18 protein-coding genes are annotated in these 14,822 nt (G+C 61.3%); 2 read left to right on the plus strand and 16 right to left on the minus strand.

The window, feature by feature from the left end; genetic code table 11:
* Positions 1-9: 9 nt before the first annotated feature.
* The 3 genes from BRAGE_RS0125445 to BRAGE_RS0125455 form a co-directional block, all read right to left on the minus strand.
* Entirely contained in the window at positions 10-510 is a 501-nt protein-coding gene (locus BRAGE_RS0125445) for a pyridoxamine 5'-phosphate oxidase family protein (protein WP_199820229.1), read from the minus strand.
* An 8-nt stretch (positions 511-518) separates the two neighbouring features.
* On the minus strand, positions 519-1,232 hold the full coding sequence (locus BRAGE_RS0125450; protein ID WP_141262959.1) for a hypothetical protein: 714 nt from the start codon (positions 1,230-1,232) through the stop codon (positions 519-521).
* 187 nt (positions 1,233-1,419) lie between these two features.
* Complete coding sequence (locus BRAGE_RS0125455) at positions 1,420-2,328, minus strand: DMT family transporter (protein ID WP_084334219.1); 909 nt, start codon at positions 2,326-2,328, stop codon at positions 1,420-1,422.
* A gap of 152 nt (positions 2,329-2,480) precedes the next feature.
* Here BRAGE_RS0125455 and BRAGE_RS0125460 point away from each other — a divergent pair, with 152 nt between their 5' ends.
* A complete protein-coding gene (locus BRAGE_RS0125460; RefSeq protein ID WP_035730043.1) occupies positions 2,481-3,284 on the plus strand; it encodes an IclR family transcriptional regulator domain-containing protein in 804 nt (267 codons plus the stop codon).
* 265 nt (positions 3,285-3,549) lie between these two features.
* Positions 3,550-3,903 carry a hypothetical protein gene (locus BRAGE_RS0125465; RefSeq protein WP_027558366.1) on the plus strand — a complete coding sequence of 118 codons (354 nt, stop codon included), beginning with the start codon at positions 3,550-3,552 and terminating at the stop codon, positions 3,901-3,903.
* Positions 3,904-3,913: 10 nt separating this feature from the next.
* Here the strand turns inward: BRAGE_RS0125465 and BRAGE_RS57600 are convergent, their stop codons facing one another.
* The 13 genes from BRAGE_RS57600 to BRAGE_RS0125535 form a co-directional block, all read right to left on the minus strand.
* Entirely contained in the window at positions 3,914-4,486 is a 573-nt protein-coding gene (locus BRAGE_RS57600) for a VirK family protein (RefSeq protein ID WP_084334217.1), read from the minus strand.
* On the minus strand, positions 4,419-4,730 hold the full coding sequence (locus BRAGE_RS0125475) for a chorismate mutase (protein WP_027558364.1): 312 nt from the start codon (positions 4,728-4,730) through the stop codon (positions 4,419-4,421). Before BRAGE_RS0125475 ends, BRAGE_RS57600 begins: the two co-directional genes overlap by 68 nt.
* A complete protein-coding gene (ureG, locus tag BRAGE_RS0125480) occupies positions 4,727-5,410 on the minus strand; it encodes an urease accessory protein UreG (RefSeq protein ID WP_027558363.1) in 684 nt (227 codons plus the stop codon). Before ureG ends, BRAGE_RS0125475 begins: the two co-directional genes overlap by 4 nt.
* Positions 5,407-6,105, minus strand: a complete 699-nt coding sequence (locus BRAGE_RS0125485; protein WP_027558362.1) for an urease accessory protein UreF — start codon at positions 6,103-6,105, stop codon at positions 5,407-5,409. The genes ureG and BRAGE_RS0125485 overlap by 4 nt, the downstream gene beginning before the upstream one ends.
* 23 nt (positions 6,106-6,128) lie before the next feature.
* Positions 6,129-7,832, minus strand: a complete 1,704-nt coding sequence (ureC, locus tag BRAGE_RS0125490; protein WP_027558361.1) for an urease subunit alpha — start codon at positions 7,830-7,832, stop codon at positions 6,129-6,131.
* Between the two features lie 12 nt (positions 7,833-7,844).
* Positions 7,845-8,183, minus strand: coding sequence for an urease subunit beta (locus BRAGE_RS0125495; RefSeq protein ID WP_027558360.1), 339 nt, complete (start codon positions 8,181-8,183; stop codon positions 7,845-7,847).
* The gene (locus tag BRAGE_RS0125500) at positions 8,180-8,758 is read right to left on the minus strand and encodes a HupE/UreJ family protein (RefSeq protein WP_035730047.1); all 579 of its coding nucleotides are present in this window, start codon (positions 8,756-8,758) and stop codon (positions 8,180-8,182) included. Before BRAGE_RS0125500 ends, BRAGE_RS0125495 begins: the two co-directional genes overlap by 4 nt.
* A 6-nt stretch (positions 8,759-8,764) precedes the next feature.
* Positions 8,765-9,067, minus strand: a complete 303-nt coding sequence (locus tag BRAGE_RS0125505; RefSeq protein ID WP_027558358.1) for an urease subunit gamma — start codon at positions 9,065-9,067, stop codon at positions 8,765-8,767.
* Positions 9,068-9,093: 26 nt separating this feature from the next.
* The gene (locus tag BRAGE_RS0125510; RefSeq protein WP_027558357.1) at positions 9,094-9,885 is read right to left on the minus strand and encodes an urease accessory protein UreD; all 792 of its coding nucleotides are present in this window, start codon (positions 9,883-9,885) and stop codon (positions 9,094-9,096) included.
* Positions 9,886-10,116: 231 nt separating this feature from the next.
* Positions 10,117-11,448 (minus strand): beta-propeller fold lactonase family protein, encoded by a 1,332-nt coding sequence (locus BRAGE_RS0125515; RefSeq protein ID WP_231164300.1) that lies wholly within the window; start codon positions 11,446-11,448, stop codon positions 10,117-10,119.
* A gap of 5 nt (positions 11,449-11,453) precedes the next feature.
* Positions 11,454-12,035: a cytochrome P460 family protein gene (locus BRAGE_RS0125520; protein ID WP_027558355.1), complete on the minus strand. Its 582-nt coding sequence runs from the start codon at positions 12,033-12,035 to the stop codon at positions 11,454-11,456.
* Positions 12,036-12,059: 24 nt separating this feature from the next.
* Positions 12,060-12,668, minus strand: coding sequence for a cytochrome P460 family protein (locus BRAGE_RS0125525; RefSeq protein ID WP_027558354.1), 609 nt, complete (start codon positions 12,666-12,668; stop codon positions 12,060-12,062).
* 444 nt (positions 12,669-13,112) lie between these two features.
* Complete coding sequence (locus tag BRAGE_RS0125535; protein WP_245161731.1) at positions 13,113-14,747, minus strand: amidase; 1,635 nt, start codon at positions 14,745-14,747, stop codon at positions 13,113-13,115.
* Positions 14,748-14,822 lie beyond the last annotated feature (75 nt).

Genomic DNA, 14,822 nt, shown 5'->3' on the forward strand with positions numbered 1-14,822 from the left:
CCTCTCGCGTCATCCTTTCATCGGCTGCACGCCATAGGTCCGATAGGCGTCGCTCTGCAGCTCCTCCTCGCTCCGCTCAGGAAAGAACAAATAGCTCGGCGCGAGGATCGGCGACGCGCGCTCGATGCGGACGGAGATCACGTGGCGGATCGGAAACTTGTCTGCGGTCATCCGAAGCAGTGGCGCGACCAGCTTGGTGAAATCCGGATGATCCGGAGCGATAATCTCGGCTGTGCCCTCCAGCTTTCGGCCTCGCTGAAGGAAGATGTCGATCACACTGACGCACACTGCCGGATTGGCTCTGATGTTCTGCACGCTGCGCGCCGAAGCGATATCGGCAATGACAAGCAAGCCGTCGCCGATCTCTGCAAAAATTTCCTTGGGTGTCACATTGGGCCTGTTGCTGGCGTCAACCGTTGCAAGCCAGCACAAGACCACCTCTTCGGCCTTCGCAAATCTCTTCGTCACGCTCGCCTCTCCGACATGAACCGAATCCCCAAGCAGCGTCACTGCCGACGCTATTCGAACAGCGCTTTGACCACCGTTGGAGTTTCCGTAAGTCCCTCCCATCGCGTCTCCAGCAGCAGACCTGGCGTCGGCCGCACCCGCGACAAGGCTCCGAGCCCCAGGCGATCCCCGGCCCGTAGCCTCACGCCGCGAATGTGCAGATCTCGAACAAGCCAAAGCACCGCGTTGAGGGGGCCTCCCATCATGGCGCTGGCCGATTGGCTGTCGATATGGCGTCCGGTGCTTGAGTCTGTCGTGGTCACGACGAGCGAATTGAGCGCTCGAACAGCTTTCTCCGAACCATCGAAAGCGATAGGCCGGCCCAGGATCGCCGCGCGTGCGCCGACATTGTAGAGCATCAGGATCGGCGCCGTGAGCTTTTGCCCGATGTCAGCGAGAGAATCCCCAAGCTCGATGCTCGGTAAGATGTACGCAATGTGCTTCGCTGCGTCTTCGATCGTCTTCGCGTCGTTGATGGCATCGTCCCTGACCGCAACCATCAATTTCGCCTCGACGATCGGCCGATTGCCGTAGCTGACCGGGACCGCAGCGCTGCTCTCGAAACTGAACATTCCGGCCAAGTATGTGCCGCCCAACGGCTCCTTGATGCCCAGATCTCTCTGTGCCGGCGGCGTTATCGCCGCGACCTTATATCCCAGGGGAGCACCCAACAGCGGCTGAATGAGACTCAGGAATTTGTCTCTGGCGCACAGCGCCTTTTCCATGGACAGGCTCTCATCGATCAATGGAAGAGATCTGCGTTCCAGCCAGCAGCTCGCCACAAGCTGTCCCAATTCCTCGCACGAGGCTCGACCAATCCTTGTGTCTTCTGCCCGCACAGTATTGGCCGCGCTGGCCAATGTCGCACCTGCCATGACGCCACCTCACCTTACCGCAGCGACTGGGAGCCGCTCAGTGCCCGGCTGGTCGGACCGGAACCAAGCCTCCACTTGCGACATACACACCACCAGAAATCAGAAACATCGCGATCCAGTCACCCGTTGCTGGCCATTCGCCGAGGAGCGGGACGGACACGAGGGCCGTCACGGCAGGGCTTAGGGCTGCGAACGCCGAGCCGTTCGATGCGCCAAGAATGCTGACCGCGCGCCCGTAAAGCCAATACGAAACAATCGGCGTGAGAAATCCCTGGACAAGAACTTGCAGAGCGACGTCGCGCCAGGGTGCATTGAGCAGATTGGCACCTGGCATGACGGCGTACACCGGCACGTAAACGACCAATGACCCGACCGCGGCAATAGCGGCGGCGTGGAGCCCGTCCAATCTCGCTTTCCGCATCGCGACGGTATAGCAGGCCCACAGCATGGCCGCGCAGATGAACATGGCATGGCCGATGTTTTGCCGCGATCCGATCGTGCCACCCGCGCCACCGACGATGAGCAGAGCCCCAGTCACGATCAAGGCAAGTCCGATCTGCCTTGAAAGCGTGAATGCCTCGCCAAGCACGACAGCGGCCAAGATCGCAACGAGCAAGGGGATGAGTGCGGTGAATAGCGATGCCGCATGGGCCGCCGGAGCGAACTGCAGGCCTCCATAGGCGACCAGCACCATCGGCGCCCCGCCGCCCAGCACAATCGCCGCCAGCCCCGGTCCCCCCAGCCGGCCGACGGGAACGCCCACCTTCAGTAGATACGGCAGCAAGATCAGTCCAGAGACACCACAACGAATGGCCGTAATGTCAGAGGGGGTGAGGCTCGTTCTGAGCCCAAGCCGCGCGGCCACGATCCAGGATACCCAGATGCACACGGTCGCAAGGCCGTAAATTGCACCACGCAGGTACTCGGAGCTTGATGGCTGCGACAAGGGATGAATTTCTGTGATCTGCGGCAGGGGTCACAATAGCCGGCAAGTGCAAGCCGGTCAATATTTCGGACATATGTCCGATAAACGGACAAAAGCCGAATCCTTGAATTGCTAGGCGGTTTGTCCGATAAGCGGACGATGGGAAGTCGACAATGAAAACGATCAGGACGGCCAAGCGCGCTGGCCCAGCCAAACAGCCGAGCTATTTCATCCAGGGGCTGCAGCGAGGACTCGAGGTGATCCGGGCCTTTGACCGTGATCACCCGTCGCTGACGATCAGCGAGGCTGCGCGGCAAACGGGCTTGAGCCGGGGCACCGTCCAACGCTTCCTCCTCACTTTGAATGATCTTGGCTATGCCAGCTTCGATGGGAAATCATTCACCCTCAGTCCAAAGGTATTGGACCTGGGGTTCGCGTATCTGTCCTCGCAAAATATGTGGGAAACGCTGGAGCCTTTCGTCGAAGAGGTCGTGAACGAGTTGAACGAGTCCTGCACCGTGGGGGTGCTGGATTGGCCTGACGTCATCTACGTGGCGCGGGTCCAGGCTCGACGGGTCGTCAATGCCACTCTCAGTGTCGGATCCCGCATTCCTGCTCACGCTTCCTCTCTGGGACACATCGTCCTCGGAGCTTTGGACCCCGCCGCGCTGGACGAGCTGCTTGGAAAAGCGAAGCTGGCGAAGCGAAGTCCAAACACCATCACCGACCCGGCGCGACTGAAGAAGGCGATCGCGCTTGCGCGTCAACGAGGCTGGGCTTTGGGCGATCAGGAATTCGAGGAGGGCGTGCGCTCGGTCGCCGTTCCCCTGTTTGACCGGAACGGGAAAATCGTTGCCGCGATGAAGGTGGTGGCGCCAACCAGTCGCGCGTCGATCGAAGACCTCCAGCGACGCTTCTTGCCGGTCTTGCAACGTGCCGCGGAGAAGGCCCACGACGTTCTTCGCGTTCGCATGTGAGCCACCTGGCAAGCCGCAAGGCTCATGCGCCGAACGGACTGCCATTTCCAAACGCGCGCGAAAGATCCGGCGGGGAGCAGAGCTGCTTCAATCACATTCTTATAACCGAGCCGGCAATCTTTGCCGGTGACGCCGCCGAGCCGGCAATTTCTTCGCACCGATTAGAGCTCCCCCCTGAGCGCGAGACTGGATACATCGGGAAATCGAAAGAAACAATTTGGCATGCCCGTTGCTTCTCCTTCGCGATCGTCTTAAGGGGCCGAACATGCAAGTCACGGCGGGAGCTTCAATCTTCAGCTACCAGCCTGCTAAAGCAGGCTCATCGACCGCTGCATCGAAGCCCTCGGCTACCGACAATGGGGGACTCTCGCAAGCAAGCGAAGATGGCGCATCGGGCGACAGCAGCGTCGTGCAGGATTTCCTAAACTACGCGAAAATGAATCCTTTCGACCGAATGCGGGCCAGCATTCTGAAGAACATGAATCTCACCGAGGCCGACCTCGCCAAAATGACCCCGGAACAGCAAGCGGCGGTCGAGCAGAAGATCAGGGACGCCATCGAAAAGCAGCTGGAGAAGAAGGGCCAGCAGCCCGGCAGTCTGATCGACCGGTCGGCGTAGCGACCGCAAGTCACCAGTGGAATGTCGCGCCCTTTCCAATCGCGCAGTCGAATGCCGCATCCTTGAGAACAGCGTTATTGACCGCATCCGAGGTCATCGTCCGCGCTTCGATCTTGCCGTTTGAATGCACCCTGAACGAAAGGAACTCCCTGACCGCCCTGTCCGGTCTCATCGTGAAATGGGTCGTTGCGAAAGCGATCGTTCCGTCGGGCTGGATCATGTATCCGTCAAACCGCATGCTCGCCTTGATCGGAGGCCCCGCCGCGTTCGTGCCGTGAACTTGACAGGCCGAGAGGTCGACGAGCATGCAAAATTCCTTCCCCCCGGCAATCGCCTCGCTCAGCGCCGCACACTCCACATTTGGGGTTCGGCCGCGATCGCCTGGTGCGTCCAGAAACCAGATACGAACACCAGAGCGGCGGCGCAATTGCGTAGACAGTAAGACAAGTGTCGCTCCGAGAGATAACGGCTGCGGGCTCCCGTGGTACCGAAGCAGGCATGCGAGGCATTCGCCCCTAGCTGGCGCCGAATTCGAACTTCGCCGCCTCGTGATTGGTGACGACTTCTCGCACCACCAAGGCATGCAGCTTCTGGGTAAAATCCGGATCGAGCCCGCTCTGGGCGGCGAGAGTGCGAAGCCGCTTCAATTGCGCTGCTTCACGTCTGGGATCTCGAGAGACCAGTCCATGTCTGGCCTTGAGCTCTCCGATCGCATGAGTACAGCGAAAGCGTTCTGCAAGCAGGTGCACCATCGCCGCATCGAGATTGTCGACGCTGCGGCGCAGCTTGGCCAGATCGCCGGCGAACTCCTGGTGATCATCCGTCATCGATAGGCACCTCCAGACAGCGTCGCCGCGGACAACCCGCCCTTCTGCAGAATGAAGCCCGCGATCTCATCGACGCCTTGGCCATTCTTCAGATTGGAGAAGATGAAGGGCCGCGTGCCTCGCATCCTCCGTGCATCCGCTTCCATGATCTCCAGATTGGCGCCCACCAGGGGAGCGAGATCGATCTTGTTGATCACCAGCAGGTCGGATCGCATGATCCCCGGCCCTCCCTTGCGCGGGATCTTCTCTCCAGCCGCAACGTCGATCACGTAGACGGTCAGGTCCGCAAGCTCGGGGCTGAAGGTGGCCGCGAGATTGTCACCGCCAGACTCGACGAAGCAAAGCTCCGCGTTCGGAAACTTCAGGTTCATGTCATGGATCGCCGCCAGGTTCATCGAGGCGTCCTCCCGTATGGCCGTATGCGGACAGCCCCCAGTTTCCACCCCCATGATGCGCTCTGCCGCCAGTGCTTGCGCGCGGGTGAGAATGAGCTGATCCTCCTTGGTGTAGATGTCGTTGGTAATCACGTAAATCTCGTAGAAATCGCGCAGGTGCTTGCAGAGCGCTTCGACTAGCGCCGTTTTTCCAGAACCGACCGGACCGCCGATTCCGACGCGTAGCGGCCCGTTGGTTGCAGCAGGTGCGTAGAGAGACCCACTCTCGCGTTCAATCGTCTTCATGACCGAAACAACCTCGTATACTGGAGCTCGTGCGCGATGGACGCGAGCTCAGCCATCACGCCCGCCGAGCCGAGATCATCGACCGTCTCGCGGCTTGCGATTTCACAGCGCGACAGGATCGTGTGCTCGAGCGCCGCGATGGCAAGCTGACCGTCGGTCTGACCGAGAGGCACCAAACGCACGCCCGCGCTCACCAGATTGGCGACGGAGCTGTGCAGGAACGCCGGCAGCGCGATTTCGACGGCAATACGTTCGCGCGCCGCCCGTGCTCCGAGCAGGACGGCCAACACGGGCGGGCATTTCGGGTCGGAGAAAATGTCCAGAATTCGATCCGGCCACACGCTGCGAAGGGTCGTAAGGCACGCAGACGATTGTTGTGCGGATTCGAGCACGAATTCGGACGTGCCGCGCGACGCAGCGGCGAGTTCTGCCAGCTGCGGAAGGACTTCCTCGGCGCCCTCGGCCACGCATCGATAGGCTTCGCTGAAAAAGATCGCCTCGTTTCGGCCGGAGCCATAGCAAAGGTCGGCCTCGAGCCAATCGATCAGGCTGCGCCGATCGGAGACATAGCCGGCCTCCACAGCCCATTCCAGCCCGTGCGAGTAGCTGTAGGCCCCGTTCGGGAACGACGGCGAAAGCCAGCTCTGCAGCCTCAGGAATGCCAGCGCCGTATGTCCATAACTCTGATCTGTCATCGCACCACCATGCCGGCAACGCGTCAGTACATGAAATAGCGCTGCGACATCGGGACCACATTCACCGGCGGACAAGTGAGAAGCCGTCCGTCGGCCCGCACCTCGTAGGTTTCGGGATCGACCTCCATGTGAGGCAGCGCGTCGTTGAGGATCATGGAATGCTTGCCGATCGATCGCGTGTTCGAGACCGGCAGGAGTTGCTTTGCCAGGCCCAGCTGTCTCGTCGTTTCGAGCGAGGCCTGACTGACGAACGTCACTGAATTTTTGCCGGGAGAACGGCCAAAAGCACCGAACATCGGCCGGTAATATTCCGGCTGAGGCGTCGGTATCGATGCGTTGGGGTCGCCCATGATCGCGGCGACGATCACGCCGGATTTCAGGACCATGTCGGGCTTGATCCCGAAGAACGCCGGGTCCCAGACGACGATGTCCGCGAGCTTTCCGACCTCGACCGAACCAACATAGCGTGACATTCCCTGCACGATGGCTGGATTGATGGTATATTTCGCGACGTAGCGTCGGGCCCTGAAATTGTCGTTCTGTCCGGTCTCCTCCGACAACCGCCCGTACTGCTTCTTCATCTTGTCGGCGGTCTGCCAGGTGCGCGTGATCACCTCGCCGACGCGCCCCATCGCCTGGCTATCCGACGACACGATCGAGAACGCGCCGATATCGTGCAGAATGTCCTCCGCGGCGATCGTCTCCTTTCGGATGCGGCTCTCCGCGAACGCGACATCCTCCGGAATGCGACGATCCAGGTGATGGGTCACCATCAGCATGTCGAGTGCCTCGTCGAGCGTGTTCGCGGTGTAGGGACGCGTCGGATTTGTCGAGGCTGGAATGACGTTCCTCTCGCCGCAGACCTTGATGATATCAGGCGCATGTCCGCCGCCGGCCCCTTCCGTATGAGCCGCATGGATCGTCCTGTCCTTGAACGCCGCGATTGTGCGTTCGACAAATCCGCCTTCGTTCAGGGAATCGGTGTGGATCATGACCTGCACGTCCATGTCGTCGGCGACAGAGAGGCAGCAGTCGATCGATGCGGGCGTTGCGCCCCAGTCTTCGTGCAGCTTCAGGCCACATGCGCCAGCTTCGATCTGCTCGACCAGACCCGCGGGCACGCTCGCATTGCCCTTCCCGAATACGCCGAAATTCATCGGGAACGCGTCCAATGCCTCGAGCATCCGATGGATGTGCCATGGCCCCGGCGTACAGGTCGTCGCCGTCGTCCCTGCGGCAGGTCCGGTGCCACCCCCCATCATCGTTGTCACACCGGAGAAAAGCGCTTCCTCGATCTGCTGGGGACAGATGAAATGGATGTGCGTATCCATTCCGCCGGCGGTGATGATCTTGCCCTCGCCGGCAATGATTTCCGTCCCCGGCCCAATGATGATCGAGACACCTGGCTGAATGTCGGGGTTGCCCGCCTTGCCGATGGCGGCAACGAGCCCGTCCTTGATCGCAATATCGGCCTTGACGATTCCCCAATGATCGAGGATCAGCGCGTTGGTAATGACCGTATCGACCGCACCCTGTGCGCGCGTGAGCTGCGATTGTCCCATGCCGTCGCGGATGACCTTGCCGCCGCCGAACTTGACCTCTTCGCCATAGATCGTCAGGTCCTTCTCGGGCCCAATGAACAGATCGGTGTCTGCAAGACGCACCCTGTCGCCGACCGTGGGGCCGAACATCTGCGCATAGGCTCTGCGGCTCATCGTGTGGGACATGTCTTTCTCACCTTATTCGTTGGAGCCGGACGCATCGGTTCCTGAGTCCAGAGGTCCCATCACGCTGCCGCTGAATCCGTAGATGCGACGCGCTCCGGCGAACGGAATCAATGAAACCTCGCGCGACTGACCTGGCTCGAACCGCACGGCCGTTCCGGCCGGGATATCGAGGCGACATCCGCGAGCGGCGGATCGATCGAACACGAGTGCGGCGTTCACTTCGGCGAAGTGATAATGGCTGCCCACCTGGACGGGCCGGTCGCCGGTGTTGGATACGGCAATCGATAGACCCGTCCTGTCCCCGTTCAGGACGATGTCGCCGTCATTCGAGATGACTTCTCCGGGAATCATGCCACGCCTCCGAGCAGCAGTAGCCCGGCAAGGCCGGCACAGACACCCGCTGCGCGAAGCAAGCCTCTCCTGGCCGCGCTTCTTCCCCAGTGCCCAGCGACCATGCCGATGAGGAGAAGGGCACCGGTCGCTGCTGTAAAGCCGACAGCGTAGGGAACAAGCATCGAGGCCGCTTCAGTTCCGTGTGCGTGACCATGGAAGAATGCGAACAGGCCGACGGCCGCCGCGCCAAGCATGACGGGCATCCTGAACTCGAACGCAACGAACGCTCCCAGCGCCGCCACCGAGAGGCTGATCGCCGCCTCCGCAAAGCCCATCTGAAGCCCCACGCTTGCCGCGGCGAAGCCGCCCAGCATCGCAATCAGAAAGGTCACCGGCCACACGGCTCTCGCAGAGCCGCCCACGAGCGCGCTCCACGTTCCCACCAACGTGATCGCAATCAGATGATCGACGCCGCTGAACGGATGGACGAGGCCGGCGTCGAACGAATGGCCCATGCCCGGGACAGGATGAGCGAAAGCTGGCGAGGCAAGCACGCTCAACACAGCGACGCAAAGCGGGACGATACGCATCATCAGCTCCTATCGGATCGGGTTGTGCACCGGGACAAGCTTGGTCCCGTCAGGAAACGTCGCCTCCACCTGGATCTCGCGAATCATCTCCGGGATGCCCTCCATGACCTGGTCGCGGCAAAGGAGCCGGCCACCTTCGGACATCAGGTCCGCGACCGATCGTCCGTCGCGAGCGCCTTCCATGATGGCATCCGAGATCAATGCGATGCTTTCGGGATAATTCAGCTTGACGCCTCGCGCGAGCCGGCCACGCGCAACGATCGCAGCGAGCGCGATCATCAGCTTGTCTCGTTCCCGTGGCGTCAGATTCAAGGTGCTTCTCCCACTTGGCCGCGCTGCTAACAGGACCACATCTTCGGCACTCCGAAGGGCCCGTATCCGAGTTCATGGTTGAGTTGATCGAGGAAGCGGCGCAGACACCGCCTGAGGTCCACGCTGGCAATCGCGGCTACCCGGATCACGATGATCGCGCCCACCATCGTGACGCCGCACGCGCATTCAAGCGAAGCACCAATCTCCCGCAATCGCTCGAGCCTGGTCTCAAGACCCGGACCGAAGTAGATCATCGTCGCGATCGCCTTCCAGTTCGAAAGCAGAGCCGTCTTCCGAAGCTGCGGGAACACCTGGTCGGACACCAGGAAGCCATCCGCCCATATCAGACGGCCGTCGAGCCTGATGCGCCAGCTGTCCAGGACGTGTCCGCCAAGAACCTCCTCGCCGCTCTCGATGCGGCCAAGAACCAGCCACTCGAGAGCGATCAACTCAGTGCCTGAGCTCACATCGATCTCGGTCCGCCGCGCGATGCGCGCCTGGTTGAAGACGATCGTCTCTTGCGGAAGCCACGCGAGCCGCGCGGCTCCCTCAGCCCGCAACCGGGTCAGGATTCGGGCGGGCCGATCCAGGGCCCGATAGACTTTCTCCGCGGCCTGGGTGGTCACCGCGACCGACGCATTACCTCGAGCGACCACCTCGACCCTGATCTCGTCGCCGCCTGCGACACCCCCCGAGGTGTTGATGAGGATGGCCTCCTTGTGCCGACGATCGTCGACATTCGGGAAGGCAACGGCCATCGGAAACTTCCGATAGACGTCAATGATCTCGGTGCCGCCTGCGGCGCTGGAAAACACCACGCGAGCTTCTCCGACGGCGCGCTGCAGACCGCATTTTTCCGTGACGCCCTGCCCTTCTCCCGGATGGCCGGGATGGGCCGCAAGCGTCCCGCGAGGGCGCTCGTGAACTGCTTCAAACATCCGTCTCGGGGCTCATGATTGATCTTGTGCGTGTCGCATGTCGGCGCGGAGAGGCCCGGGCGCGGAACGGCAATGCCGACCACGCCCGGACCTCGTATCGCGAAACCGGGATCAGAAACCCGCAAGCCCTTGGGGGCTGTTGTACGGGATCTTGACGCTGCCAATCTCCTTCAACGAGCCATCCGGCTGGGTGCTGTAGCTGACCAGCTTGGAGGCATTGCCGTAGATCTGATAGAGATAGGCGCCGTCCGGCGAGATCCAGCTATCGCTGGGACCGCTCGTCACAGTTCCGTTCAATCCCCTCGCGGTGCCGTCGCCGGGGACCTTCGGGCACGCCGGATCGCACGCAATCTCCAGGCCGCTACCATTGATGCGATAGCTGCTGATGTTGCTGTAGCCAAAATTCGTCGCGTAGATCGTGCGATCGTCGGGAGCGATGGCTAGCCAGCACAGCTCGGTCGGCACGCCTGCGCTGGTGTCGATCTTGACGAGCGGGCCGATCTTGATCGAGCCGTTCTTTTCGACGGTGCAGATGGAGCATCCGTCGCCGACGGCATAACCGATCACGAACGTATTCGGACGCTGGTGCAGGAAGGCGATGTAGAACGGCGAGCCGGCCTTCGCGTCGTAGAACCTGGCAGTACCGAGCGAGCCGTCCTTTTGCAGGGCGAACACGGCGAGGCCGTCCGGATCCGGCGCATTGGAAGCGATCGAATGCAGCGCGCCGCCGGCGCGCTGGACCCAAAGAATGGGCGAGCCGTCCGGATACAAGCCCGTAAGCGCAATCGGCTCATCGAAAGTGGTGCCGACGAGCACCAGATCCTCGTTGGGCGAGACCACAACCATCGTGGAGACGCGGTTCCGCTTGCTGTACGTGTTCACCGTGTATCGCTCGGGCCGCGTCTTGAGCATGCCTTCGGCATCGACCGACATCAGCCGAAGATGATCCGGCCCGAACGAGTGCAGCACGAAGAGGGTGCGCGTCGACGGAGCGAAAGCCAGCGATTTGGCCGTGCCGCTCCTTCCATCGACCGGGTTGCCCGTCGACTTCACGTCGAGCAGCGTTGGACGACCATCGCTATCCAGGCGGAAGCTCGAAACGGAATTGTCTCCACCATTGGTTGCAAACATATAGCGCCGATCGGATGTGATGATGACGCTCCCCGCGCCCTCAAAGGAGTTGGGCGCGCTGTCCTGGCCGCTGATCGGCTTGAATTCGCCGGAGCCGGCGCCGCCCGTCTTGATGCGCGCGACCTCGACCAGCTTGCCGTCCGCCTGCCGCGTGTAGTGAATAATGGCATTATCGATTTCGTTGGTCTGGATGTAGAGATGGCCAGTCTGTCCTTTCGACATCCCCATCTCACTCGCCGTCGCTTCTTTAGCCATCTTTCGCTCCTTTGATGATTGGCTTTGGTTAAATCGAATGACTTTCCGTGCTTCCACCGATGCTAATGCTTCAATGGCGGGTAACCATCGACGTAAACCCAATCGGAAGCGCGCGCGGGCACATGGCACGCTAGACATTGGGCCCTGTAATTCGTCGTCGTCGTTTTTGAGCGATCGCCCGCGTCGAACCAGGACCATCCCCAGCCGTCGCCCCACAGCGCGCTCTCCGGATGACTGTTCGCGGTGTCCTTCACCATGACGAACCACCCTTTCAAAGTGTCGGCACGGCTGACGGTACCGGTCGTCATTTCGGAGGTTGCCGCGTTGAACACCTCCTTGATGAGCACTGCACCGTTCGGGAAGCGCTTGTCTCTCCGATAGGCGTCGATCACGCCTGGCGAGGCGTACACGACGTGAACCTCCTTCGAGCCGTGTCCGTCCTCTCCCGCAATCGCCCAGCTTCCGAGAAGCTGATAGGTCGTGCGATAATCGTCGGGCACATGCAGATGCCCGTCGCGGTCGGCTACACTCGCGCCGGGCGAAACGCCATCCGCTGCATTCGCCCGCATCTGCAGCTGCCAGACCGCGGACGTGATCCCGAGGATCACGACGAAGGCGATACAAGCGGCCTTGAGGATTTTCATGCCTATCTCCCGCCGATTACGCGGTCATCGCGCGTCCTTGTTGTCGAGCAGCGGATAGAACTGGGTCCAGACCTCATCCTTCTTGGCGTTGGCGATGTGGCAGTAGGCGCACTCGTCTTTCGACTTCACCTTGGCCATCAACGCCTTGGGTTCGTGGTGATTGAAGTTGAAGTAGCCCCACCCGTTGGTGTCGGCGAAGCGCTTCGAATCCTTGACGGTCACGTCGGCACCGTTCCACTTGCCCGGGAAGTAGCCACGTCCCGACGCTTCCGTTCGCGAGCCGTCGGCATTCTCCTGCGGCAGCGTCAGCTGCAGCTCCTTGAACAGGATCGTCCCCTCGGGGAATTCGCCGGTCTTCTTGTAGATCGCGTACGAGCCCGGCTCGATATAGACGTTGTGGAATTCCGGGAAATTCGCCTGCCCGCCATTGAGGGCATTTGGCGTCAGCGGCGAACCGACATAGACCCACTCGTGGAAGTTCTTGGGCAGGAGCAACTGCCCGTCCGCAGTATATTCGGGCAGATAGCGCGTATTGCTCTGGGCATTGCCATCCTTGAGCGATCCGAAGAACAGGATCGTTGCGACCGCGCTGCCTACGATGACCGCCGCTGCTGCCTGGACTCTCACGCGCATTGTCTTCTCCCGCGACTGCGGCCGACGCGCGAGGCGTCGGCACGATTGACCTGTCGAGAGATGACTTAGCCAGTCGCGAAAGATCTTGCGCGCTGGGGATTGCCCCCGCTTTGGCCATCTTGATGCATTCCGTGCCGATCTTGCGATCGGTGAGGAGCTTCACGCTTCGAAAGAAAGAGGCGCCGCCCATCGATGCCGCGACCGCGGCGCGGACGTCCATGCAAACGACCGAGAGATGCAAGGTCAGCGAGTGATATCTGGAAGCGAGGCCGTTCTCAGGTGATCGTCCGCATCACCCGAGAACGTTCGCTACACAGCGAGGACTGCTTCGCCCTCAAATGGCTTGCCATTGACCTGGAGACCGATTCGAAGTCTCGTCAGGCGCGAAGCCGCCGGACATTGATGCCGTGGGAGGGTTGACTGATGGATCACGGAGATCGTCCGTCACGCCTCCAGCGGTCGTTCGCGGCAGATCCGGTAATTGTCCTGCCAGGGGCGAAGCCGCTCGAAAGCCGCGCTGGCGGCCAGCACGTCGAAGTCCGCGTTTCGCCGACCTATAATTTGCATCCCGACCGGAAGACCGTCGGACAAGCCCGCTGGAATCGAGGCTGCCGGATGACCAGTGAAGTTGACGAAGTAGGTCAGGCACCATCCGATGAGAGGATCGATCTCGACACCATTGATCGACTTCGGCCCAATCGTGTTGCCGTCGCTTGCGTTGTCGACCGGCGGACACGCGAGGGTCGGCGTGACGAGCAGATCGAATCTGCCGAGGATGTTCTGGAAGGCATCGTAGACCTCCGACCGGACGGCCTGGTCCCGGAAGAAATCCAGGCCGGACATGCGATTGGTCTTCTCGACCCAATCCATGTATTCAGGCGGAAAGTCGTCGCGATGCTTGCCGAACAGATCGATGCCATCGCGCTTCATGTTCTCGATCGCCTGCAAGTTCAGTAGCATGTAGAGACGCGACCAGACGTCGCTCAGCTCACGTTGCGAGCGTGTGATCCCGAGTTTCACCTCCTCCACCTGAGCGCCGGCTTCCTCGAACGCCCGTAACGCGCGGCCGACCGTCTCCGCGACTTTTCCGTCGACGGGAAAGACGTCGAGATTGGGACTATAGGCAATCTTGAGACCTCGGATCGACCGACGGGTCGCGGCGGTGAAGTCGACGGGCGGCTCGATCAGGCTGAAGGGATCTCGCGGATCATGCCCGGCAAGCACGTTCAACGCGATTGCGGCATCTTCGACCGTCCGTGTGATGGGCCCTTCGAACAGGAACGGGGAGTCGGCCGTGCCGAACGCGTTGGGACGCACGAGGAACGGCACTCGGCCGAATGACGCCTTGTAACCATAGACCCCGCACCAGGCGGCGGGGACTCGTATCGAGCCGCCAGCATCCGTACCTTCTGCAATGGGCAGCAGTCCATCGGCGACCGCCGCCGCGCTTCCCCCGGATGACCCGCCGGTGTTCTTGGCGAGATTGAAGGGGTTGCGCGTGGGACCAAACAGGTAATTGTCGCAGGTGCCCCGGAATCCCATGAGAGGGCTGTTGGTCTTGCCGAGGAACACCGCTCCGCCGCGCTTCTCCATACGCTCGCAGAACACGCAGTAGCCGTTCACGACGTGGTGCTTGAGCGCACGTATACCGCCCAGGCTCGCAGGCCAACCCGGCTTGAAGTCGAACAAGTCCTTGAGCGCCGACGGAATGCCGTGCAGCGGCCCGAGTGGTTCGCCGGCCACCAATGCGCGTTCGGCCTCTTTTGCCCGGATGCGAGCGCCGTCGAAATCGAGATAGACGAGCGCGTTCAGGCTCGGGTTGCGCGCTTCGATGCGCCGGATGAACGCATCGACCACTTCAACTGGCGACAGGTCACGTCGCCGGATGCGAGCCGCCAATTCATGCGCGGCGAGGTAAGCGAGTTCGTCGGAATGCAGGGTCCGGCTCATGCTCGACATCGTTTCCTCCTTTTGAACCACCTCAGGACGAAACCGCATTTGATATTGAACCGGTCCATGCCTGCGCAGTCGCGATTGCTTCGTCTTTCGCGATCTTGATGCATTCTCCGCCACAGCCATCGACAAGGCATCGATCAGGGTTCATCTGCGCTGGTGCGGGCTGCACGGTATGCCGACACATCCGGACATCCTGCG

The sequence above is a fragment of the Bradyrhizobium genosp. SA-4 str. CB756 genome (assembly GCF_000473125.1).
Classification (GTDB): Bacteria; Pseudomonadota; Alphaproteobacteria; order Rhizobiales; family Xanthobacteraceae; genus Bradyrhizobium; species Bradyrhizobium arachidis.

What these genes read in the sequence shown, in the direction of transcription:
- BRAGE_RS0125460 (WP_035730043.1), top strand. Translation starts at nt 2,481, where the DNA reads ATGAAAACGATCAGGACGGCCAAGCGCGCTGGCCCAGCCAAACAGCCG.
- BRAGE_RS0125535 (WP_245161731.1), bottom strand. Translation starts at nt 14,747, where the DNA reads ATGGCTGTGGCGGAGAATGCATCAAGATCGCGAAAGACGAAGCAATCG.
- ureG (WP_027558363.1), bottom strand. Translation starts at nt 5,410, where the DNA reads ATGAAGACGATTGAACGCGAGAGTGGGTCTCTCTACGCACCTGCTGCA.
- BRAGE_RS0125500 (WP_035730047.1), bottom strand. Translation starts at nt 8,758, where the DNA reads ATGATGCGTATCGTCCCGCTTTGCGTCGCTGTGTTGAGCGTGCTTGCC.
- BRAGE_RS0125450 (WP_141262959.1), bottom strand. Translation starts at nt 1,232, where the DNA reads ATGGAAAAGGCGCTGTGCGCCAGAGACAAATTCCTGAGTCTCATTCAG.
- BRAGE_RS0125475 (WP_027558364.1), bottom strand. Translation starts at nt 4,730, where the DNA reads ATGACGGATGATCACCAGGAGTTCGCCGGCGATCTGGCCAAGCTGCGC.
- BRAGE_RS0125465 (WP_027558366.1), top strand. Translation starts at nt 3,550, where the DNA reads ATGCAAGTCACGGCGGGAGCTTCAATCTTCAGCTACCAGCCTGCTAAA.
- BRAGE_RS0125495 (WP_027558360.1), bottom strand. Translation starts at nt 8,183, where the DNA reads ATGATTCCCGGAGAAGTCATCTCGAATGACGGCGACATCGTCCTGAAC.
- BRAGE_RS0125525 (WP_027558354.1), bottom strand. Translation starts at nt 12,668, where the DNA reads ATGCGCGTGAGAGTCCAGGCAGCAGCGGCGGTCATCGTAGGCAGCGCG.
- ureC (WP_027558361.1), bottom strand. Translation starts at nt 7,832, where the DNA reads ATGTCCCACACGATGAGCCGCAGAGCCTATGCGCAGATGTTCGGCCCC.
- BRAGE_RS0125485 (WP_027558362.1), bottom strand. Translation starts at nt 6,105, where the DNA reads ATGACAGATCAGAGTTATGGACATACGGCGCTGGCATTCCTGAGGCTG.
- BRAGE_RS0125520 (WP_027558355.1), bottom strand. Translation starts at nt 12,035, where the DNA reads ATGAAAATCCTCAAGGCCGCTTGTATCGCCTTCGTCGTGATCCTCGGG.
- BRAGE_RS57600 (WP_084334217.1), bottom strand. Translation starts at nt 4,486, where the DNA reads ATGCCTTGGTGGTGCGAGAAGTCGTCACCAATCACGAGGCGGCGAAGT.